The 21,702-nt window shown below is 65.3% G+C and carries 21 protein-coding genes and 1 pseudogene; 15 read left to right on the top strand and 7 right to left on the bottom strand.

Annotated elements, in window-relative coordinates; genetic code table 11:
• Positions 1-106 precede the first annotated feature (106 nt).
• Positions 107-1,234 carry a DUF2235 domain-containing protein gene (locus tag AmiPiv_RS13935; protein ID WP_340038061.1) on the top strand — a complete coding sequence of 376 codons (1,128 nt, stop codon included), beginning with the start codon at positions 107-109 and terminating at the stop codon, positions 1,232-1,234.
• Between the two features lie 269 nt (positions 1,235-1,503).
• Entirely contained in the window at positions 1,504-2,610 is a 1,107-nt protein-coding gene (locus AmiPiv_RS13930; protein WP_340038060.1) for a branched-chain amino acid ABC transporter substrate-binding protein, read from the top strand.
• Between the two features lie 73 nt (positions 2,611-2,683).
• Here the strand turns inward: AmiPiv_RS13930 and AmiPiv_RS13925 are convergent.
• The 3 genes and pseudogenes from AmiPiv_RS13925 to AmiPiv_RS13915 form a co-directional block, all read right to left on the bottom strand.
• Positions 2,684-3,078: pseudogene (locus AmiPiv_RS13925) on the bottom strand (type II toxin-antitoxin system VapC family toxin).
• Positions 3,078-3,332, bottom strand: a complete 255-nt coding sequence (locus AmiPiv_RS13920) for a type II toxin-antitoxin system Phd/YefM family antitoxin (RefSeq protein ID WP_340038059.1) — start codon at positions 3,330-3,332, stop codon at positions 3,078-3,080. The pseudogene AmiPiv_RS13925 and the gene AmiPiv_RS13920 overlap by 1 nt, the downstream one beginning before the upstream one ends.
• 79 nt (positions 3,333-3,411) lie before the next feature.
• Positions 3,412-4,074 (bottom strand): YggS family pyridoxal phosphate-dependent enzyme, encoded by a 663-nt coding sequence (locus tag AmiPiv_RS13915; protein WP_340038058.1) that lies wholly within the window; start codon positions 4,072-4,074, stop codon positions 3,412-3,414.
• Between the two features lie 144 nt (positions 4,075-4,218).
• On the opposite strand from AmiPiv_RS13915, the gene leuS reads away from it, so the two are divergent.
• The 3 genes from leuS to AmiPiv_RS13900 are packed head-to-tail and all read left to right on the top strand — an operon-like array spanning position 4,219 to position 8,540.
• Complete coding sequence (gene leuS, locus AmiPiv_RS13910; RefSeq protein ID WP_340038057.1) at positions 4,219-6,837, top strand: leucine--tRNA ligase; 2,619 nt, start codon at positions 4,219-4,221, stop codon at positions 6,835-6,837.
• Positions 6,824-7,387 (top strand): LPS assembly lipoprotein LptE, encoded by a 564-nt coding sequence (lptE, locus tag AmiPiv_RS13905; RefSeq protein WP_340038056.1) that lies wholly within the window; start codon positions 6,824-6,826, stop codon positions 7,385-7,387. The genes leuS and lptE overlap by 14 nt, the downstream gene beginning before the upstream one ends.
• A 25-nt stretch (positions 7,388-7,412) precedes the next feature.
• Entirely contained in the window at positions 7,413-8,540 is a 1,128-nt protein-coding gene (locus AmiPiv_RS13900; RefSeq protein ID WP_340038055.1) for an AAA family ATPase, read from the top strand.
• On the opposite strand, the gene AmiPiv_RS13895 is transcribed toward AmiPiv_RS13900, so the two are convergent.
• Entirely contained in the window at positions 8,537-9,436 is a 900-nt protein-coding gene (locus AmiPiv_RS13895; RefSeq protein ID WP_340038054.1) for a DMT family transporter, read from the bottom strand. The genes AmiPiv_RS13900 and AmiPiv_RS13895 overlap by 4 nt on opposite strands.
• Positions 9,437-9,569: 133 nt before the next feature.
• Here AmiPiv_RS13895 and AmiPiv_RS13890 point away from each other — a divergent pair, with 133 nt between their 5' ends.
• Positions 9,570-10,007: an Lrp/AsnC family transcriptional regulator gene (locus AmiPiv_RS13890; protein ID WP_340038053.1), complete on the top strand. Its 438-nt coding sequence runs from the start codon at positions 9,570-9,572 to the stop codon at positions 10,005-10,007.
• A gap of 59 nt (positions 10,008-10,066) precedes the next feature.
• Here the strand turns inward: AmiPiv_RS13890 and fsa are convergent, their stop codons facing one another.
• A complete protein-coding gene (gene fsa / locus AmiPiv_RS13885; RefSeq protein WP_340038052.1) occupies positions 10,067-10,720 on the bottom strand; it encodes a fructose-6-phosphate aldolase in 654 nt (217 codons plus the stop codon).
• 85 nt (positions 10,721-10,805) lie between these two features.
• On the opposite strand from fsa, the gene AmiPiv_RS13880 reads away from it, so the two are divergent.
• Positions 10,806-12,989: a primosomal protein N' gene (locus tag AmiPiv_RS13880; protein WP_340038051.1), complete on the top strand. Its 2,184-nt coding sequence runs from the start codon at positions 10,806-10,808 to the stop codon at positions 12,987-12,989.
• Position 12,990: 1 nt separating this feature from the next.
• On the opposite strand, the gene AmiPiv_RS13875 is transcribed toward AmiPiv_RS13880, so the two are convergent.
• Entirely contained in the window at positions 12,991-13,509 is a 519-nt protein-coding gene (locus AmiPiv_RS13875; protein WP_340038050.1) for an SAM-dependent methyltransferase, read from the bottom strand.
• 143 nt (positions 13,510-13,652) lie between these two features.
• On the opposite strand from AmiPiv_RS13875, the gene AmiPiv_RS13870 reads away from it, so the two are divergent.
• The 8 genes from AmiPiv_RS13870 to lepB all read left to right on the top strand — a co-directional run bounded on the left by AmiPiv_RS13870 (position 13,653) and on the right by lepB (position 20,572).
• Complete coding sequence (locus AmiPiv_RS13870; RefSeq protein WP_340038049.1) at positions 13,653-14,048, top strand: AGROH133_08824 family phage infection protein; 396 nt, start codon at positions 13,653-13,655, stop codon at positions 14,046-14,048.
• Between the two features lie 238 nt (positions 14,049-14,286).
• Positions 14,287-14,847, top strand: coding sequence for a F0F1 ATP synthase subunit delta (locus tag AmiPiv_RS13865; RefSeq protein WP_340038048.1), 561 nt, complete (start codon positions 14,287-14,289; stop codon positions 14,845-14,847).
• The gene (atpA, locus tag AmiPiv_RS13860) at positions 14,847-16,376 is read left to right on the top strand and encodes a F0F1 ATP synthase subunit alpha (RefSeq protein ID WP_340038047.1); all 1,530 of its coding nucleotides are present in this window, start codon (positions 14,847-14,849) and stop codon (positions 16,374-16,376) included. The genes AmiPiv_RS13865 and atpA overlap by 1 nt, the downstream gene beginning before the upstream one ends.
• 16 nt (positions 16,377-16,392) lie before the next feature.
• Positions 16,393-17,277: a F0F1 ATP synthase subunit gamma gene (locus AmiPiv_RS13855; RefSeq protein WP_340038046.1), complete on the top strand. Its 885-nt coding sequence runs from the start codon at positions 16,393-16,395 to the stop codon at positions 17,275-17,277.
• 60 nt (positions 17,278-17,337) lie between these two features.
• Entirely contained in the window at positions 17,338-18,879 is a 1,542-nt protein-coding gene (gene atpD, locus AmiPiv_RS13850; RefSeq protein ID WP_340038045.1) for a F0F1 ATP synthase subunit beta, read from the top strand.
• A 1-nt stretch (position 18,880) separates the two neighbouring features.
• Positions 18,881-19,120 (top strand): hypothetical protein, encoded by a 240-nt coding sequence (locus AmiPiv_RS13845; RefSeq protein ID WP_340038044.1) that lies wholly within the window; start codon positions 18,881-18,883, stop codon positions 19,118-19,120.
• Positions 19,120-19,518, top strand: a complete 399-nt coding sequence (locus AmiPiv_RS13840; protein ID WP_340038043.1) for a F0F1 ATP synthase subunit epsilon — start codon at positions 19,120-19,122, stop codon at positions 19,516-19,518. Before AmiPiv_RS13845 ends, AmiPiv_RS13840 begins: the two co-directional genes overlap by 1 nt.
• An 88-nt stretch (positions 19,519-19,606) precedes the next feature.
• On the top strand, positions 19,607-20,572 hold the full coding sequence (gene lepB, locus AmiPiv_RS13835) for a signal peptidase I (RefSeq protein ID WP_340038042.1): 966 nt from the start codon (positions 19,607-19,609) through the stop codon (positions 20,570-20,572).
• A 16-nt stretch (positions 20,573-20,588) separates the two neighbouring features.
• On the opposite strand, the gene AmiPiv_RS13830 is transcribed toward lepB, so the two are convergent.
• Positions 20,589-21,689 carry a CaiB/BaiF CoA transferase family protein gene (locus AmiPiv_RS13830; protein ID WP_340038041.1) on the bottom strand — a complete coding sequence of 367 codons (1,101 nt, stop codon included), beginning with the start codon at positions 21,687-21,689 and terminating at the stop codon, positions 20,589-20,591.
• Positions 21,690-21,702: the final 13 nt, after the last annotated feature.

Raw genomic sequence — 21,702 nt, 5'->3', positions numbered from 1 at the left:
GCGAAGTTCCGAAATCGCCCTTCGTTCAACTCATGAATTTGGCAGATATTGATCCACAACTGTAAATTGTGATATAGCCCGATCGGGGTCAATCGCGGAAACCGGCATGCCTGAGTCCGCAAGCGCTTGGGTGCTCATCTTCTCCGACGGGACGGGGCAGCGCGGCGTGCGTGCCGACGCCGGCGCCAAGCCCGAATTCTGCAACGTCAGGCACACCAACGTGTTCCAGATGTATGCGGCGATCGACGGCCGGCCGGGCGTGCGCGCCTTCTACGATGCCGGGCTCGGCGCCCCGGAGGCGGGCAAATGGGGCTGGACGCGAACGCTCCGCAACCTCTGGAGCAAGGCCACAGGCTGGGGCATCACGGCCAACATCGTCGACTGCTACGAGGCCCTGATGCTGGCCTGGGAGCCGGGCATGAAGATAGGCTGCTTCGGTTTCAGCCGGGGCGCCTACACGGTTCGCTGCCTCGGCGGCGTGCTGGCGACATGCGGGATAGCGACTTCCGACAATGGCGCACCGATCTCGCGGGACAAGGAAGGCGCCGGCGCCAAGAGGCGGCGCGCCATCGCCGACGAGGCCGTAGCCGCCTACAAGATCAAGGAAAAGGCGAAGCGGCAGGCTGCCGGGGCGGGATTCGGGGCAAGCTATGCCGCAGCCGAGGCCACGCCCGACGTGATCGGTGTGTTCGATACCGTGAGGGCGCTCGGCCTGCCCGGCATCATGAACGTCGTGAACCCTTTCAAGCACGAGTTCCACGACAACGAACTCTCGGTGCGAATTCCCGTCGGCCTGCATGCGCTTTCGGTCGACGAGAACCGCAAGACGTTCGCGCCGGTGCTGTGGGAGGATGTCGATGCCGCGAGCCGAGCCCGGGGACAGGTCATCGAACAATGCTGGTTTCCCGGCGTGCACTCCGACATCGGCGGGGGATACGACGATGACGACAGGCTCTCCCACGTCAGCCTCGGCTGGATGCTCGACCGGGTGCGGGCGCTGGCCGATCTCGACTTTCCCATGGCCGTCGATCTCAAGGACAAGCTGCGGGGAGCGCCTCACGACGAGCGCACGGGGTTCGGCATTTTCTGGATGCCAGGTCAGCGAAGCGTGCGGGCGCGGGAGGTCGACGTCGATCTGCTCTGCCCGGACATCGAACAGCGCTTCGATCTCTATGTTCCAGGCTACAGGCCCGAACCGCTGAGGCCGCACCCACGCGTGAAGCACTATTACTGACGTCGCGGCCGGAACTCGACAGTTCCAGTGTCCCACCGGAATGCTGGCACAATCCAATTCCCCTCCCGGCGGTGCTGGGCCGATTGCCGTGCGGTCGCCGGCACGCTATTTGCCGCGACAGTGCACTTTCCGGGCGGGTGCGTTCGCTCGCCGGAGGAAAGAGTGCCTTGTCAAAGTGGCAGAGCGCGCCCCGTCGTCACCTCGACGCACGCCGCTCTACAACTTCCGCCGGACCCTGCGGGGACGGCGGCTCAAAGGGAGATAATGCCATGAAAGTGAAGACTTTTGCGGGCGTTTCGCTCGTCGCGATGCTTGCCTTCGCATCGGTCGCGCGCGCCGACATCACCATCGGCCTGGTGGCGCCGCTGACGGGCCCGGTGGCGGCTTATGGCGACCAGGTCAAGAACGGCGCCCAGGCGGCGGTCGACGCCATCAACGAGAAGGGCGGCATCCTCGGCGAGAAGGTGGTGCTGAAGCTCGCCGACGACGCGGGCGATCCCAAGCAGGGCGTTTCGGCTGCCAACCTGCTCGTCGGCGAAGGCGTGCAGTATGTCGTCGGTCCGGTCACCTCGGGCGTTGCGATCCCGGCTTCGGACGTGTTCGCCGAGAACGGTATCCTGATGGTCACCCCGACCGCCACCGCACCGGACCTCACCAGCCGCGGGCTCACCAACGTGCTGCGCACCTGCGGCCGCGACGACCAGCAGGCCGAAGTCGCCGCTGCCTATGTGCTCAAGAACATGAAGGACAAGCGCGTCGCGGTGATCCACGACAAGGGCACCTACGGCAAGGGCCTGGCCGACGCCTTCAAGGCGGCGCTGAACAAGGGCGGCGTGACCGAAGTTCAGTACAACTCGCTCACCCCGGGCGAGAAGGACCTGTCGGCGCTCATCACCCGCCTCAAGGCCGACAATGTCGAGGTGATCTATTTCGGCGGCTACCACCCCGAAGGCGGCCTGCTGGCGCGCCAGCTGAAGGACGGCGGCGTCAACGCGCTGATCATCGGCGGCGAGGGCCTGTCGAACACCGAGTTCTGGGCGATCGGCAACGAGGCGGCAGCCGGCACGCTGTTCACCAACGCTTCCGACGCGCTGCAGAACCCGGCCTCGGCCGACGCGGTCAAGATCCTGAAGGACAAGGGCATTCCGCCGGAGGCCTTCACGCTCAACGCCTACGCCGCGGTCGAGGTGCTCAAGGCCGGCATCGAGAAGGCCGGCAAGACCGACGACACGGCCGCGGTTGCCACCGCGCTGAAGTCGGGCGAGCCGATCACCACCGCCATCGGCAACCTCACCTATGGCGAAAGCGGGGACCTCACCTCGCCGAGCTTCTCGCTGTTCAAGTGGGAAGGCGGCAAGATCGTCGCGGCCGAGTAAGCCGGAGCGAAAAGCCAAGGACAAAGGCCGGGGCGCAAGCTCCGGCCTTTCTCATTCTTAAGGTTGAGAGAGCCTAGAGGCTCCAGGGATTCAACAGCGACACCCCGGTGTCGTCGAAATCGGCCACGTTTCGCGTCACGAGAACCAGATCGTGAACCAATGCCGTGGCTGCAATGAGCGTGTCGGCGCTGCCCCTGGTTCGCCCTGCTGTCAGTCGGCCCCATCTCAGCGCGATTTCGTCGGTTATCGGGAGGATCCGACCCGCGTTTTCATGACGCAATTCGCGCAACCACAGTTCCAATCGCATCGCCCGTCCTGCCGTCGCTGCTTGACGATGCCGCGTTCGATTTCGCCTATGGTGATTACGCTCAAGCTGACCGATTCCGGATCGATCGAGGCAAGCCAACCCGTGGGCTTGGTCAGGCGCCGCTGGACGTCCGAGACGATGTTAGTATCGAGCAGATACATCAGAGCTCGACATCACGGATCATCGTGTCAGAGCGTCGCTCCACCTCCGCTGCAAACTCATCATCCCAGCCCGGCCCAGAAAGCAGGTATTCCGCGAGAGTTTTGCGCTTGCCGACGAGTTTTTCGTACTCTTCCGTCGACAGCACGACCACGGCCGGTTCGCCGCGCACGGTGACCGTCTGCGGCCCTTCCTTCCGGGCACGCTGGACCAGCTTGGAGAAATTGTTCTTGGCGTCCTGCAGATGCCAGTTCATCGTCGTCACCTGGCTAGCTTGGCTAGCCAGAATATAGTGCAGCACGACGATCGGCTCAACGGCCACCCGTGACGGAGCGCTACCGGCTGCCGAAGATCGCCGAGCCGACGCGGACACTGGTGGCGCCGAAGGCGACGGCGAGTTCGTAGTCGCCCGACATGCCCATCGACAGTTTTGCGACGCCGGCTTCCCGCGCCAGCTTGTCCAGCAGGGCGAAATGCGGGCCGGGGTTTTCGTCCGCTGGCGGGATGCACATCAGGCCTTCGATCGTCAGCCCGTGGACCTCGCGGCAGCGCCTGACGAAGGCGACAGCCTCGCGCGGTTCGATGCCGGCCTTCTGCGGCTCGGAGCCGGTGTTGACCTGTACGTAGAGCTTCGGCGCGCGGCCCTGGCGTTCGATTTCCCTGGCCAGCTCGGCGGCGATCTTCTCCCGGTCGACCGTCTCGATGACGTCGAAAAGGGCGACGGCTTCCTTGGCCTTGTTGGACTGCAGCGGACCGATGAGGTGCAGCTCGATGTCGGGGAACTCGGCCTTCAGCTCCGGCCACTTTCCCTGCGCTTCCTGGACGCGGTTTTCGCCGAAGACGCGCTGGCCGGCCTCGATGACCGGGCGGATGTGCTCGGCATCGAAGGTCTTGGACACCGCGACAAGCGTCGCCGAGCCTTCCGGCCTGTTGGTCTCGCGCTCGGCCGCACCTATCTTATGCTTCACCAGCGCTAGCTGTTCGACCGACTTTTCCATGCCCGCTGGCCCTGCTGCTTTTTGCCCGCCCCCGCCTTGCCGGAGTTGACGGGTCCGGGAATCCATGATGAACACCCGACGACGATTTCCTGAACCGCGGGTTTTCGCCCCGGTCCACGCACGCTTTTAAGTGAAAAACATCCGATGGCAACCGAACGATACAATCCGCGCGCGTCCGAACCCAAATGGCAGCAGGCCTGGGCCGAGGCGAAGCTCTTCGAGACCAGGAACGACGATCCGCGGCCGAAGTACTACGTGCTCGAGATGTTCCCCTATCCGTCGGGGCGCATCCACATGGGCCACGTGCGCAACTACACGATGGGCGACGTCGTCGCGCGCTATCGCCGCGCCATGGGCTGCAACGTGCTGCACCCGATGGGCTGGGACGCCTTCGGCATGCCGGCGGAAAACGCGGCCATGCAGAACAAGGTGCATCCCAAGGACTGGACCTACCAGAACATCGACACGATGCGCGCCCAGCTGAAGTCGATGGGCCTGTCGCTCGACTGGAGCCGCGAATTCGCCACCTGCGACGTCGACTACTATCACCGCCAGCAGATGCTGTTCATCGACTTCGCCGAAAAGGGGCTGGTGACGCGCAAGTCGTCGAAGGTCAACTGGGACCCGGTCGACATGACCGTGCTTGCCAACGAGCAGGTGATCGACGGGCGCGGCTGGCGTTCCGGCGCGCTGGTCGAGCAGCGCGAGCTGACGCAGTGGTTCTTCAAGATCACCGACTTCGCCCAGGACCTGTCGGACGCGCTGGCTGGCCTCGACGAATGGCCCGAGAAGGTCAAGCTGATGCAGCGCAACTGGATCGGCCGGTCGGAAGGCCTGCTGATCCGCTGGCCGCTGGCCAAGGGCACCGCACCCGCCGGCGAGACCGAGCTGGAGGTCTATACGACGCGTCCGGACACGATCTTCGGCGCCTCGTTCATGGCGATCTCGGCCGACCATCCGCTGGCCAGGAAGGCTGCCGAGAACAATCCCGAACTCGCCGCCTTCATGGAAGACGTGCGCCGCATGGGCACGTCGGTCGCGGCACTGGAGACCGCCGAGAAGAAGGGCTTCGACACCGGCATCAGCGTGGTGCACCCCTTCGACGACAGCTGGACGCTGCCGGTCTATGTCGCCAACTTCGTGCTGATGGACTACGGCACGGGCGCCATCTTCGGCTGCCCGTCGGGCGACCAGCGCGACCTCGACTTCGCCAACAAGTACGGCCTGCCGGTGGTGCCTGTGGTGATGCCCGAGGGTGGCGACGCGGCAACCTTCCAGATCACCGAGGAGGCCTATACCGACGACGGCGTGATGATCAATTCGCGCTTCCTCGACGGCATGAAGCCTGAGGCAGCGTTCAACGACGTTGCCGATCGGCTTGAGCAGATATCGATCGGCAACCGGCCGATGGCAGAGCGCAAGGTGCAGTTCCGCCTGCGCGACTGGGGCATTTCGCGTCAGCGCTACTGGGGCTGCCCGATCCCGATGATCCATTGCGACGATTGCGGCGTCGTGCCGGTGCCGAAGGCCGATTTGCCGGTCAAGCTGCCCGACGACATCGAGTTCGACCGTCCCGGCAATCCGCTCGACCGTCACCCGACCTGGCGCCATGTCGCCTGCCCGAACTGCGCCAAGGATGCGCGCCGCGAGACCGACACGATGGACACGTTCGTGGACTCGTCGTGGTACTTCGCGCGCTTCACCGCGCCGTGGGAGAACGAGCCGACCGATCCTGCGGCCGCCAACGAATGGCTGCCGGTCGACCAGTATATCGGCGGCATCGAGCACGCGATCCTGCACCTGCTCTATTCGCGCTTCTTTACCCGCGCCATGCGCGAGGCCGGGCATCTGAACCTCGCCGAGCCGTTCAAGGGCCTGTTCACCCAGGGCATGGTCGTGCACGAGACCTACAAGGGGCCGGACGGCTGGGTGACGCCGGCCGAGATCAGGATCGAGGACGTCGACGGCAAGCGTCGCGCCTCGCTCATCTCCAACGGCACGCCCATCGAGATCGGCTCGATCGAGAAGATGTCGAAGTCGAAGAAGAACGTGGTCGACCCCGACGACATCATCGCCAGCTACGGCGCCGACACGGCGCGCTGGTTCATGCTGTCGGATTCGCCGCCCGAGCGCGACGTGATCTGGACCGAGGCCGGCGTCGAGGGTGCCCATCGCTTCGTCCAGCGCGTCTGGCGCCTGGTCTCCGAATCGGCCGAGGTGCTGGCCAAGGCCGAGCCGAAGGCAGCGCATGACGGCGATGCTGCGGCAGTCTCCAAGGCAGCGCACAAGGCGTTGAAGGCGGTTGGCGAGGACATCGGCAAGCTCGCCTTCAACAAGGCCGTCGCCCGCATCTACGAACTGTCCAACGCGCTGCAGGGGCCGCTGGCCGACGCTGCCGCCGGCAAGGCTCCGGCCGAGACGGTTTCGGCCCTGCGCGAGGCGATCGACATCCTCGTCGTCATGATCGCGCCGATGATGCCGCACCTGGCCGAAGAGTGCTGGGTGGCGCTCGGCGGGAATGGTCTCGTGGCCGATCGGCAGTGGCCGGCCTTCGATCCGGCGCTCGTCGTCGACAATGAGATCACCTATCCGGTGCAGATCAACGGCAAGAAGCGCGCGGATTTGACAATTGCCCGCGACGCAGATCAAGTGGCGGTCGAAAAAGCGGCGCTGGCTTTGGAAGCAGTGCAGAAGGCACTCGACGGCAAGGCTCCGCGCAAGGTGATCGTTGTTCCGCAGAGGATCGTCAATGTCGTTGCCTGAGGCGCGGACAACTCCGCGTTCGTCGCGATTTGCTGTCGGGCTGGCCCTGGCGGCGTCGCTTGTACTGATCTCCGCCTGCACGGTTCGTCCGCTCTATTCGGACGGCCCGGCGTCGGCCGGTGTCGAAGCCGGCACGGCCACGCAGCTGGCCTCGATCAACATCAAGCCGGTCAACACCCGCTATGGCCAGGAAGTCCGCAATCAGCTGATCTTCCTGTTCAACGGCGGTGCGGGCCAGCAGGCAAGCGCGCCCTACACGATGGAGCTTTCCGTCTCGGAGCTCACCGAATCGGCGCTGCTGGCGCCGGTGACGGCCGAGGACGACGAGCCCACCGCGGGTACCGTCACGCTGACCGGCACCTATGTCGTCACGGAGAACCGCACGGGCAAGCGCATAGCTGCCGGAAAGCGCAACGTGTCGGCATCCTACGACCGGCCGCGCCAGGAGTTCGCCAACATGCGGGCGCAGCGCGACGCCTCCAACAGGGCGGCGCGCGAACTGGCCGAGTTGCTGAGGCTGGCGATAGCCCAGGACATGTCCAAGGGCTGAGACGGGCGAAGGGCGGGATCGCTCGATGCGGTTGACGTCATTCTCGGCTGCCGGCTACCGCTCGCTGCGGTCCATCAGGCTCGACATCGGCCAGGTCTCGGTCTTCGTCGGCGAGAATGGCGTCGGCAAGTCCAACCTCTATCGCGCCCTGCAGCTCATCAAGGCTTCGGCCGAAGGCACGCTTGCCCGCGAGATCGCCGGCGAGGGCGGCATGAGTTCGGCGCTATGGTCGGGCCGGCGGCGGACCGGACAGCCGGTTCGCGTCGTCATCGATGCCGAGTTGCTCGATGACGAGACGGCGGCGCGCTACACCTACAAGGTCGAGATCGGGCTGCCGCCCCCTGTCTCCGCCGGCTTTGCCTTCGAACCCCACGTCAAGGAAGAGAGCCTGAGCGTCGATGCGGGCAGGCGCCCGGTCGAGATGATGTCGCGCAAGGGGCAGGCCGTATTCGCCCGCGACGCCGCCGGGCGCCGGGTGGAGCATCCCGAGCGGGTGCTGAACTCGGAGACGGCGCTGGCGCTGCTCGGCGGGGCAGGGCGCTACCCGGAGGTCGGCGACATGCGCGCCACCGTCGGCGGCTGGCGCTTCTATCACGGTTTCCGCACCGATGCGGAGTCGCCGACGCGCCGGGCGGCGCTCGCGACGACCTCGCCGATGCTCGACGAGAACGGCGCCAACCTGGCGGCGGTGTTCGCGACGCTCAAGCACATCCGCGGCGACACGGTCGAGCTCGACCGCTGCGTCGCCGACGCCTTGGGTGGGGCGCAGCTGGACGTTCCGGTGCCAGAGGAAAGCGCGACCTTCGGCCTGGTGTTGCCGGAGTTTCCGCAGCGCATCTTCAAGCCGCAGGAGTTGTCGGACGGGCAGGTCCGTTTCCTGGCGCTCGCCGGGGCGCTGATGTCCTACCGCCTGCCGAAGCTCATTGCGCTCAACGAGCCGGAGGCGAGCCTGCATCCGCGCATGATGCCGGCGCTGGCCGACATGATCGCGGCGGCGGCGGAGCGGACGCAGATCTGGATCGTCACCCATTCGCGCGAACTGGCGGATATCGTGCGTGATCGCACCGGCGCGCGCCCGATGACGGTGGTGCGCAATGAAGGCGCCACCACCATCGACGGCATGCGCATCACCGGCGCGATGGACGACGATTAGCCGGCCTCGGGGCAGGTCACGCGCCGCCGCGTGAACGTCCAGCCCAGCGTCATGGCTGCGGCGGCGAGAAGGATCGCGCCGGCACCGGCGAGTTGCATGAGTTGCAGGCGCTGGCCGAAGGCGATGTAGTCAGCCGCGATCGCCACCACCGGGTAGATGAAGGACAGCGCGCCGACGAGATTGGTCGGCAGCTTCTGGATCGCGCCGTAGAGCAGGATGTACATCAGCCCGGTGTGGACGACGCCTATGGCGATGAGGATGGCCCAGCTGCGCGCGTCGGCGGACGGGTGGCCGAGGTCGGCGAAGGGCGCCAGCATGATGACGCCGACGACGACCTGGATCAGCGCGATCAGGTGCGGCGGCACGCCCTTCAGTTTCTTCGCGACGATTGCCGCGATGGCATAGAAGAAGGCAGCGCCAAGGGCGAGCAGGATGCCGCCGAGATAGTCGGTGCCGACATGGGCAGCACTCGACTTGCCCTGGACGATCAGCAGCATGCCTGTGAACGCCACCAGCAGCCAGCCGAGCTTGGCGAGCGTGATGCGTTCGCCGAAGAGCAGCGCGCCCAGCGCCACCAGCATGAAGGGTTGGGTGTTGTAGACGGCGGTCGCGATGGAGATCGAGGCGCGCGGGAAGGCGGCGAAGAGCAGCACCCAGTTGGCGACGATGGCCACGCCGCCCAAGGCCGCATAGGCGATCTGGGTGCGGGAGATGACGTTCTTGCGGAACAGGCCGAGTGCGGCGCAGATGACCAGCAGCGTCGCCGCGCCGAAGGCGCAGCGCCAGAACACCACCGACATGACAGGCTGGCCGGAGAGGACGACGAACAGACCGATCGTGCCCGAGATCACCATTGCCGTAGTCATCTCGACCGTGCCGCGCGTCGTTTCCGTCATGTCCCTGCTCCCTTGCTAGGTGATGCGCATTATCCGCAGGGGCGGGGCCGAAAACCATGGCTTGGGAGAGCAATTTGCCCTCATATGCCTGATAATGTAAGGTCATTTCAGGATTTTGCCTTCGGAGCGTGGCATGCTTGACGACATCGACCGGCGCATCGTCGAAATCCTGGTCGAGGACGCCAGGGTTTCGCTGAAAGAACTGGCCCAGCGGGTCGGACTGTCGTCGCCGAGCGCGTCGGAAAGGCTGAAGCGGCTGGAGGAGCGCGGCGTCATCCGCGGCTTCACCATCGAGGTCGACCCGGCGGCACTCGGCTACACCTTGCAGGCCATCGTCCGCATCCGTCCGCTGCCCGGCAAGCTGCATATGGTGCAGGACCTGATCCAGCAAATCCCGCAATTCTCCGAATGCGACAAGGTGACGGGCGACGACTGCTTTGTCGCCCGGCTGCACATCCGCTCGATCGACGAGCTGGACAAGATCCTCGACCAGATCACCGACAAGGCCGAAACCAACAGCTCGATCGTCAAGGCGCAGCCGGTGAAACGGCGATTGCCGCCGCTTCTCTGAACGCGGGCACAAAAAAACCGGCGCTGGTGGCGCCGGCTTTTTTGTCTTGGCTGGAAGGATCAGCCGATCTTCTGGCCGGTCTTGGCCCAGTCGGCCAGGAACATCTCGAGGCCCTTGTCGGTCAGCGGGTGCTTGACCAGCGCCTTCAGCGTTGCCGGCGGGACGGTGGCGACGTCGGCACCGATCAGGGCGGCGCGCTTGACGTGCTCGGTCGAGCGGATCGAGGCGGCGAGGATCTCGGTGTCGAAGCCGTAATTGTCATAGATGTGGCGGATCTCGGCGATCAGCTCCATGCCGTCGACGGCCATGTCGTCGAGGCGGCCGATGAAGGGCGAGATGAAGCTGGCGCCGGCCTTGGCGGCGAGCAGCGCCTGGTTGGCCGAGAAGCACAGCGTGACGTTGACCAGGCGGCCATCGGAGGTGAGCGTCCGGCAGGCCTTGAGGCCGTCGAGGGTGAGCGGAACCTTGATGCAGATGTTGTCGGCGATCTTCGACAGCACCTCGGCTTCCTTCATCATCTCGGCATATTCGGTGGCAGCGACTTCCGCCGAAACCGGACCATCGACGATGTCGCAGATTTCCTTGGTCACTTCGGCGATGTTGCGGCCCGACTTCAGGATCAGCGACGGGTTGGTGGTGACGCCGTCAAGCAGGCCGAGCTCGTTGAGCTCGCGGATTTCCTTGACGTCGGCGGTGTCGACGAAAAACTTCATTTCAGTCTCCTTCGTGGCGGGGCTTGGGGGGCACCCAACGGGTCGGCCTTTGCTCTAAACCAAGTTCGGGGCAAGGTCACGCGTCATGACCGCCGATTCGCCAACAAGAAGGGCCGCACCCGTGCTCGTGCCGATGCCGGCCGAGCGGGCATACTCCTATGCGGTCCCGGAAGGCATGGACGTCGTGCCCGGTTCGATCGTGCGCGTGCCGCTCGGGCCACGCGAAGTGGCCGGCATCGTCTGGGACGGACCGGTCGAGACGGTCGATCCCAGGAAGCTCCGGCCGATCTCGCATGTCTTCGACTGTCCGCCGATCGGTGAACAGATGCGGCGCTTCGTCGATTGGGTGGCGCAATACACGATCTCGCCGCCGGGCATGGTGGCGCGCATGATCCTGCGCGCGCCGGAAGCCTTCGACCCCGAGCCGTGGACGGAAGGCATCGTCCGCACCGAGGCGAGCCCGGACCGGATGACGGCGGCGCGCGAGCGCGTGCTGGAGATGGCGAGCGACGGCATGGCGTGGACGCGCTCGGGGCTGGCGCATGCCGCCGGCGTGTCGTCGACCGTCGTCGATGGGCTGAAGGCGCAGGGCGTGTTCGAGACGGTGATGATCCCGCCGCGCCCGGTCGTGGCCGCGCCGGACACATCCTATTCGGCTGCCGAACTCGTCGGCGAGCAGCTGGCGGCGGCAAAGGACCTGCGCGAGCTGGTAGCAGCCGATCGCTTCGGCGTCAGCCTGATCGACGGCGTCACCGGCTCGGGCAAGACCGAGGTCTATTTCGAAGCGGTGGCGGCGGCGCTGGACAAGGGCAGGCAGGTGCTGATCCTGTTGCCGGAAATCGCACTCACCCAGGCTTTCCTCGAGCGCTTCCAGAACCGCTTCGGCACCAAGCCGGCGGAGTGGCATTCGGACCTGCCGCCGCGCATGCGCGAGCGCGTCTGGCGCCAGGTGGCGGAGGGCGGCGTGCGGGTGGTGGTCGGCGCGCGCTCGGCGCTGTTTCTGCCTTTCAGGGAGCTCGGCCTGACCGTCGTCGACGAGGAGCACGACCCTGCCTACAAGCAGGAGGACCGGGTATTCTACAACGCCCGCGACATGGCCGTGGTGCGCGGCCATATCGGTGGCTTTCCAGTCGTGCTCGCCTCGGCCACGCCGTCGGTGGAGAGCCGCGTCAATGCCGAACAGGGCAAGTATCGCCGCACCGTGCTGTCGGCACGCTTCGCCGAGGCGGCGCTGCCGCATCTCGCCACCATCGACATGCGCCGTTCGCCGCCGGCGCGCGGCGGGTTCCTGTCGCCGGTGCTGCTCGGCAAGATGCGCGAGAATCTCGGCCGGCAGGAACAATCGCTCCTGTTCCTCAACCGTCGCGGTTATGCACCACTGACCCTGTGCCGCGTCTGCGGCCATCGCTTCGGCTGCCCGGTCTGCTCGGCCTGGCTGGTCGAGCATCGTTTCCGCGGCCAGCTCGTCTGCCACCATTGCGGCCACAACGAGAAGCGGCCGGAAGCCTGTCCGGAATGCGGCACCTTCGATCACCTGGTCGCCTGCGGCCCGGGCGTCGAGCGCATCGCCGAGGAGGTGGTGCAGCATTTCCCCGACGCTCGCACCATCGTTCTGTCGTCGGACATGCTGGGCGGGGTCAAGCGGCTCAGGCTCGAACTCGAGGCCATCGCCAATGGCGAGGCCGACATCGTCATCGGCACGCAGCTCGTCGCCAAGGGGCACAACTTCCCGAACATGACGCTGGTGGGGGTGGTCGACGCCGACCTCGGCCTCGCCAATGGCGATCCGCGCGCCGCCGAACGCACCTACCAGCTGTTGTCGCAGGTGACCGGCCGCGCCGGGCGCACCGGCAAGAAGAGCCTTGGCCTGCTGCAGACGTTCCAGCCCGACCATCCGGTGATGCGGGCGATCGTCTCCGGCGATTCGGAGGCCTTCTACGAGCGCGAGATCGTCGAACGCGAGCGCGCCGCGCTGCCGCCCTTCGGCCGGCTGGCCGGCGTCATCGTCAGCGCAGCGACAAGGCCCGAGGCCGAGAGCCATGCGCGCGGCCTGCGCCGGGCGGCGAAGACTGCCCAGGACGTGCATGTGCTCGGCCCCGCCGAGGCGCCGCTGGCGCTGGTCGGCGGGCGCCACCGCTTCCGGCTGCTGGTTCAGGCCGACCGCAAGGCCGATATCCAGGGCTACATCAAGGCGATGCTGGCCGAAGGACCCAAGATACGCGGTTCGGTGCGCGTGCAGGTCGACATCGACCCGCAGAGCTTTCTCTAGCCTAAGCCCCGGGTCGGGCGATGATGCCCAGTAGCGGCGGGGTCGGCGTCGGGCCGGTCACCACCTCGTCGACCACATAGCCGCCGGTCTTCAGCCTGACCTCGATGGCGCGCCTGATGGTGTCGATCTGGCCGGCGCTCGGCGGCTCGAAGAACAGGTACAGCCTGCCGCCCGCAGCAAGAAGCGGCTTCAGCACGGTCAGCTCGCGCATGGCCTCGAGCCAGAACAGGTTGACGTTGATGGCGAAGATCTTGTCGAAGCGACCGGCCGAGGCGGCGTAGTCGGCGAGGGCGGCCTGCATGATCTCGACCTTGCCAGCGGCAATCCCTTCCCCATTCCGATCGATGGCTGCCTTCACTGCACTGTCGGAGCGGTCGAGCCCGACAATATGGCCATCGGCCAGCAACCGGGAGACCTCGGCCAAGGCCACGCCGCGGCCGCAGCCGATCTCCAGAATGCGGTCGCCTGGGCCGATTTCCAGGTGGCCGATCGACCAGATGATCCTCTCCGGTATCGCCATGTCCCCCTCCCGGCGTTCCCCAGCCGGGAGCATAGCCGATCGCTGGCATTTCGCCAGTTCCTCCTCTGGTACTGTGTGCCGGGTCGGCTATGATCCTCCGGGATTCGCGGCGCGTCAGCGATGCGGAAGCCGGAGGGGGAAATATGGAGTTCGCATTTCCGTGGCCGATGAGCCAGGGCGAATGGCTGGCCTGGGGTTCGGCGGCCGTTACGCTGCTGTTCGGCGTGATCCTGTTCTTCGCGCCGCGCATCGCCTTTCGGCTGCTCAGGCTCCAGCCCCGCCCCGATCATCCGGAGGCGATCGCCCAGGGGCGCGCCACCATGGCGGGGTTCTTCCTCGGCGTCGGCCTCTGCGCGATCCTGCTCGCCCAGCCATGGCTCTACATGGCGCTCGGCGTCTCCTGGCTGTTCACGGCTTTCGGGCGCATCGTGGCCATGATGTCGGACGGGGCCAACACCCCATACAACTGGGTAGCGATGGTCATCGAACTGGCGCTGGCGGCCCTACCCCTTGGGTTTGTTTTCGGCTTCTGGCCCTGAATCGGCGCCTACCCGACGTCTTCCCCGTCAAGATGCGACAATAGTGCCAGAAAGCCTGTTAGAGGACGTGTTGCGGTCCTCAAAAGCCTGTGCTAGACGGCAATCGACTTTCGGCCGGGGGGATGCGGCTGACGCGAGCTCCGGGGTCAAAAAACGCAGTAAGGTCAAAGATTTAGCTGGGTATATCACACTCGCGCCATGAATCTTGCGGCCTGTCAGACAAGAGAAAAGACGGTCCGTGACCCAATCTTCCTCGCCAATCTCCGGTGTTGCTGAGCGCTATGCGGGTTCGCTCTTCGATCTCGCGCTCGAAGCTGGCGCCGTCGCCAAGGTCGAAGCCGATCTCGGCCGTTTCTCCGAGCTGCTCGCGGGCAGCCCCGATCTGGAGCGCCTGATCAAGAGCCCGGTCTTCTCCGGCGAAGAGCAGGAAAAGGCCATTGCGGCGATCGCCGACAAGGCCAAGATCGTCGGCCTCACCGGCAATTTCCTGCGCCTGGTCGCGCGCAACCGCCGCCTGTTCGTCCTGCCCGGTATGATCGCAGCATTCCACCGCATCGCCGCCGAGCATCGTGGCGAAGTGGCGGCCGAGGTGACGTCGGCCCATGACCTGACGGCCGCCCAGCTTGCCGAACTCAAGACGGCGCTGAAGGGCGTGGCCGGCAAAGATGTCGCGATCACCGTTTCGGTCGATCCCTCGCTGCTCGGCGGTCTCGTCGTGAAGATGGGTTCGCGCCAGATCGATACGTCGCTCAAAACCAAACTCAATTCGCTCAAGCTTGCACTGAAAGAGGTCGGCTGATGGACATCCGCGCCGCGGAAATCTCCGCAATTCTGAAAGACCAGATCAAGAATTTCGGCAAGGAAGCCGAAGTTTCCGAAGTCGGTCAGGTCCTGTCGGTGGGTGACGGCATCGCCCGCGTCTACGGTCTCGACAACGTCCAGGCGGGCGAGATGGTCGAGTTCCCGGGCGGCATCCGTGGCATGGCGCTGAACCTCGAAAGCGACAATGTCGGCGTCGTCATCTTCGGCAGCGACCGCGACATCAAGGAAGGCGACACCGTCAAGCGCACCGGCGCTATCGTCGACGTTCCGGTCGGTCCGGAGCTGCTCGGCCGCGTCGTCGACGCCCTCGGCAACCCGATCGACGGCAAGGGCCCGATCAAGGCCAAGGAGCGCCGCCGCGTCGACGTCAAGGCCCCCGGCATCATTCCCCGCAAGTCGGTGCACGAGCCGATGTCGACCGGTCTCAAGGCCATCGACGCGCTCATCCCGGTCGGCCGCGGCCAGCGCGAGCTGGTCATCGGTGACCGCCAGACCGGCAAGACCGCCATCATCCTCGACACGATCCTGAACCAGAAGGCGATCCACGTCGCCGGTCCGGAAAAGGAAAAGCTCTACTGCGTCTACGTCGCCGTCGGCCAGAAGCGCTCGACCGTCGCGCAGTTCGTGAAGGTGCTCGAAGAGCGCGGCGCGCTCGAATACTCGATCGTCATCGCCGCGACAGCTTCGGACGCTGCACCGATGCAGTTCCTGGCGCCGTTCGCAGGCTGCGCCATGGGCGAATACTTCCGTGACAACGGCAAGCATGCCCTGATCGCCTATGACGACCTGTCCAAGCAGGCCGTCGCCTACCGCCAGATGTCGCTGCTGCTCCGCCGCCCGCCGGGCCGCGAAGCCTATCCGGGCGACGTCTTCTACCTGCACTCCCGCCTGCTCGAGCGCGCGGCGAAGCTCAACGACGAGAACGGCGCCGGTTCGCTGACCGCGCTTCCCGTCATCGAGACGCAGGCCAACGACGTGTCGGCCTACATCCCGACCAACGTGATCTCGATCACCGACGGCCAGATCTTCCTCGAGACCAACCTGTTCTTCCAGGGCATCCGTCCTGCCGTGAACGTCGGTCTGTCGGTGTCGCGCGTCGGCTCGTCCGCCCAGGTCAAGGCGATGAAGCAGGTCGCCGGCTCGATCAAGGGCGAGCTCGCGCAGTACCGCGAAATGGCGGCCTTCGCGCAGTTCGGCTCGGACCTCGACGCCGCCACCCAGCGTCTGCTCAACCGCGGCGCGCGCCTGACCGAGCTGCTCAAGCAGCCGCAGTTCTCGCCGCTCAAGACCGAAGAGCAGGTCGCGGTGATCTTCGCCGGCGTCAACGGCTATCTCGACAAGCTCGCCCTGAAGCAGGTTGGCAAGTTCGAGCAGGGCCTGCTGGCGCATCTGCATTCGGAAGGCAAGGACGTCCTCGACGGCATTCGCACGGAGAAGGCGCTGAGCGACGACCTGCGCGGCAAGCTCAAGGCTCACATCGACGCCTTCGCGAAAAACTTCGCCTGACACTGACGGATAAGGCATGGCCTCGCTAAAAGACCTCCGCAACCGCATCGCCTCGGTCAAGGCGACGCAGAAGATCACCAAGGCGATGCAGATGGTCGCCGCGGCAAAGCTGCGTCGTGCCCAGGAGGCCGCCGAGGCCGCGCGTCCCTACTCGCAGCGCATGGGTGCCGTTCTCGCGAACATCGCCCAGGCGGTCGGGGGCGACGGCGACGCTCCGGCGCTGATGACCGGAACCGGCAAGGACGACGTGCACCTGCTCGTCGTCTGCACCGCAGAGCGCGGTCTTTGCGGCGGCTTCAACAGCCAGATCTCGCGTCTGGCCCGCGACCACGTCCGCAAGCTCCAGGGCCAGGGCAAGACGGTCAAGATCATCACCGTCGGCAAGAAGGGCTACGACGTCCTGCGCCGCGATTTCGCGTCGCTGATCATCGATCGCGTCGAACTGCGCGATGCAAAGCAGGTCGGTTTCGTCCACGCCGACATGATCGCCAAGAAGGTGATCACGCTGTTCAACGAAGGCGGCTTCGACGTCTGCACGCTGTTCTACTCCGAGTTCAAGTCGGTCATCAGCCAGATCCCGACCGCGCAGCAGCTCATCCCGGCGGCGGCCGCTTCGGCCACGGCGGATCAATCGTCGGCGGGCGGCGCCATCTACGAATACGAGCCGGAGCCGAGCGAAATCCTCGGCGATCTCATTCCGCGCAACATCTCTGTGCAGATCTTCCGGGCGCTGCTCGAGAATGCGGCGGGCGAGATGGGCGCCAAGATGAGCGCGATGGACAACGCCACGCGCAACGCCGGCGACATGATCAACAGGCTGACGATCACCTACAACCGCCAGCGTCAGGCCCAGATCACCAAGGAACTGATCGAGATTATTTCGGGCGCCGAAGCGCTCTAGGCACGCGACCCCTAGGGCAGGGTTTGCGTGAAACAAGGAACGGACACAGAGGTTACAACGATGGCTAAAGCAGCTACTCCGAAAGCGGCGGCGGAAAAGGCCCCCGCAGCAAAGAAGGCGGCGCCTGCGAAGGCAGCCGCTGCCAAGGTCGAGAAGACGGCAATCGCCGCGGGTGCCAATGGCCGCGTCACGCAGGTCATCGGCGCCGTCGTCGACGTCGCTTTCGACGGCGAGCTGCCGGCCATCCTGACCGCGCTCGAGACCGACAACAGCGGCAACCGCCTGGTGCTCGAGGTTGCCCAGCACCTCGGCGAGAACACCGTGCGCTGCATCGCCATGGACACGAGCGAAGGTCTGGTCCGCGGCCAGGCCGTCCGCAACACGGGTTCGCCGATCACGGTTCCGGTCGGCGACGAGACCCTTGGCCGCATCATGAACGTGATCGGCGAGCCGGTCGACGAGGCAGGTCCGGTCAAGACCAAGTCGCGCCGCGCCATCCACCAGGACGCACCGGCCTATGTCGAGCAGTCGACGGAAGCCCAGATCCTGGTCACCGGCATCAAGGTCGTCGACCTGCTCGCTCCCTACGCCCGCGGCGGCAAGATCGGCCTGTTCGGCGGCGCCGGCGTCGGCAAGACCGTTCTGATCCAGGAACTGATCAACAACGTCGCCAAGGCGCACGGCGGTTACTCGGTGTTCGCCGGCGTCGGCGAGCGCACCCGCGAAGGCAACGACCTCTATCACGAGATGATCGAGTCGGGCGTCAACAAGGACCCGCACGAGAACAACGGCTCGACCGAGGGTTCCAAGTGCGCCCTGGTGTTCGGCCAGATGAACGAGCCGCCCGGTGCGCGCGCTCGCGTCGCCCTCTCGGGCCTGACCATCGCCGAGCACTTCCGCGACCAGGGCCAGGACGTGCTGTTCTTCGTCGACAACATCTTCCGCTTCACCCAGGCGGGCTCGGAAGTGTCGGCTCTGCTCGGCCGTATTCCGTCGGCCGTGGGCTATCAGCCGACGCTGGCGACCGACATGGGCGCCATGCAGGAGCGCATCACCACCACCACCAAGGGTTCGATCACCTCGGTGCAGGCCATCTACGTGCCCGCCGACGACTTGACCGACCCGGCGCCGGCGACTTCGTTCGCGCACCTTGACGCGACGACCGTTCTCAATCGCGCGATCTCGGAAAAGGGTATCTACCCGGCCGTGGATCCGCTCGACTCGACCTCGCGCATGCTCGATCCGCTGATCGTCGGCGAAGAGCACTACTCGGTCGCCCGTCGCGTCCAGGAAATCCTCCAGCGCTACAAGTCGCTGCAGGACATCATCGCCATCCTGGGCATGGACGAGCTGTCGGAAGAGGACAAGGTCACGGTTGCCCGCGCCCGCAAGGTCGAGCGCTTCCTGTCGCAGCCGTTCTTCGTCGCCGAGGTGTTCACCGGTTCGCCGGGCCAGCTGGTTCCGCTCGAAGACACGATCAAGAGCTTCAAGGGCCTGGTCGAAGGCGAGTACGACCATCTGCCGGAGGCTGCCTTCTACATGGTCGGCGGCATCGACATGGCGATCGAGAAGGCTCAGCGCCTGGCTGCGGAAGCGGCGTAAGATGGATGAAGATGCCGACTCCGATTTCTGCTGTGACGCTCTACGAGCGGCTACGGCGGAACTTCCTGAGCCGGCATCTCCGACCATTTATGTGTCAGAAGATGAAGTTCTGATGATGGTTGTGGGGCTCGTCGAGACCGAGGACGGTCTGGGCTTCATGGATCAAGCAGTGGCGTACTGCCCATTCTGCGGTACCCACATTCAGGACGTGGAAGCTCTAGCCAAAGAGGCGCGGCAATAATGGCCGAATCATTCAAATTCGAACTGGTCTCGCCCGAGCGCCTGCTCGTTTCGGAACAGGTCGAGTCTGTCGTCATTCCCGGTTCGGAAGGCGAGATGACGGTCATGGCCAATCATGCGCCGCTGATGACCACGGTCAAACCGGGCGTCGTGACGGTCAAGACTGCCGGCGGCAAGGAAGAGCGCTACGTGGTGTTCGGCGGCTTCGCCGACATCGTCCCGTCGGGCTGTACGCTGCTCGCCGAATCGGCGACGGCGGTGAAGGACATCGACCGCGCCGAGCTGCTGCGCCGCATCCAGAACGCCCGCGAGGATGTGACCGACGCCAAGGACGACAGCACGCGTTCGAAGGCGGAAGCCTATCTGAACCATCTGTCGACGCTGGAATTGGCGATCTAAAACTTTTTGAAGTTCATCGACAGAAAAAGCGGGGCTTTGCCTCGCTTTTTTTGCTATCTAGGCCCAAGTCATCCTTGGGGGCGCATAGATGGCAGACAGCATTGCTTCGCGATCAGTGTGGACAACTGCACTGATTTCATTTGTTGGCGGCCCATTTGCCGGATTTCTTTGGATAGGGCGCGGCTTGGCGGCCATATCCTGCCTCCTGCTGATCAGCGGGCTGGGCGTTGTGCTGTTGTACATTGGCTTCCCGGTGTTTCCGGGTACGCGATTGAACGAAGCTCTGGCGAGCTACTCTTCTCTCCTTGTGGGCCTTCTTTGGAGCGGGCTTGTCGTGCCATTTGCCGGACGCTCGATACCGGACAAGTGGTATTCCCATGGCGCGTCGGTTCTATTGCTGGCTGGTGCAGTGGGCTTGGGCGTTGCCCTTGGGGTGCGGACATTCCTGTTTCAGCCACTGTCAATGGCCGCCATGAGTATGGCTCCGAATGTGGAGCAGGGCGACTATCTGATTGCGACAAAAAATGCCTATGGCTACGGCCTCTTCATCGAGCTGGTTGACAGCTGGCCTGCAGAAGAGCGTTGGTTGGCCGAGCAGCCGCAACGTGGCGATGTCGTTATTTTCAGGTCTCCGCTCAATCTCGAGGCGGACTACATCATGAGGGTGGTGGGGCTGCCGGGCGAAACCATTCAGATGATCGACGGGGTTCTGCATATAGACAACGTACCCGCCGCCCTCGAGCCCGACGGGACCTACGAGAACGCCGAGATGTTGGATCGGCCGATTGTCCGCCAGCGCGAGACGTTGCCCAATGGCGTTTCCTACAAGGTCTTGAACATCTCCGATGACTCGATAGGGGATGATACGGCGCCGGTAAAAGTCCCAGAGGGCCAATATTTCATGCTTGGCGACAACAGGGACCTTTCTGCCGACAGCCGGTTCGAGTTAGGCACGGTTCCGTTCGACTATCTCCGAGGCAGGGCAGATCGGATCTTCTGGAATGCGTTTGGAAACGACTACACCGCTCGCCAAAAGGTGGCCGCAGGGCGGTAAAAAGACGCAATCATGGTCACGCGGACCTGCCTCCCCACTTCGACAGGGCGTCAGCAAGCGCAATTGTTGTGCGCGGCCGGGCGCGCGCTTCGGTCGGCGTGGCCGAAAAGCGCGGCGCCGGTGCCGGTTGCATGAGGCCGTCGAGTTCGACGAAGCTCTTCCGTGCAGCGAGGTGCGGATGTTCGGCCGCTTCCTTCATGTCGAGCACCGGCGAGACGCAGGCGTCGGAATGTTCGAGCAGGGCCAGCCACTCGGCTCTCGGCCGGGTGCGGATGCGCGCTGCGATCCGCTCCCGGAGTGCTGCCCAGTTGCGCGGATCGGCGCGCAGGGCGTGCGCGTCCTCCTCCAGCCCGATTGCCTTGCGAAACAGCTCGAAGAACTGCGGTTCGATCGGCCCGACTGCAATGAAGGCGCCGTCTGCGCATTCATAGGCTCCGTAGTGGGGCGCTGCGCCGTCCAGAAGGTTGGAGGCCCGCCCCGGTCGCCACCAACCGGCCGCAGCCATGTCATGCATCATCGCCATCAGCTGGATTGCCCCGTCGCAGATGGCGCAGTCGACGACCTGGCCTTCGCCGGTGCGTTGCGCCGACCAGAGTGCTGCCAGCATGCCGGCAATGAGGAACATCGAGCCTCCGCCGAAGTCGCCGACGAGGTTGAGCGGCGGCAGCGGCCGCTCGGCCGTGCCGATGGCCGCGAGCGCGCCGGAAATCGCGATGTAGTTGATGTCGTGGCCGGCGTGGGGGGCGAGCGGGCCGGTCTGGCCCCAGCCGGTCATGCGCCCATACACCAGGCGCGGATTGCGGCCGAGCAGCGCGTCCGGCCCGAGGCCGAGCCGCTCCATCACTCCGGGCCGGAAGCCTTCGATGAGGGCATCGGCTTCATCGATCAGCCTTCGCACCATTTCCGCTTCGTCGGGGTTCTTCAGATCGACTTCCACCGTCGAGCGGCCGCGACCGCAGATCGGGTCGGGCGGAGCTGCCTCGGCGCCCGGTCGGGCGATGCGGATGACATCCGCGCCCATGTCGGCGAATTGCATAGCCGCGAACGGCGCCGGCCCAAGCCCGACGAACTCCACGATGCGCAGGCCGACAAGCGGTCCCTTGGCTGGTCTCGACATCTTCGCCACTCCC

It is taken from the genome of Aminobacter sp. Piv2-1 (assembly GCF_037625995.1).
Lineage (GTDB): Bacteria > Pseudomonadota > Alphaproteobacteria > Rhizobiales > Rhizobiaceae > Aminobacter.
The sequence above is the reverse complement of the archived record's forward strand: the minus strand, read 5'-3'. Positions and strand labels throughout refer to the sequence as shown.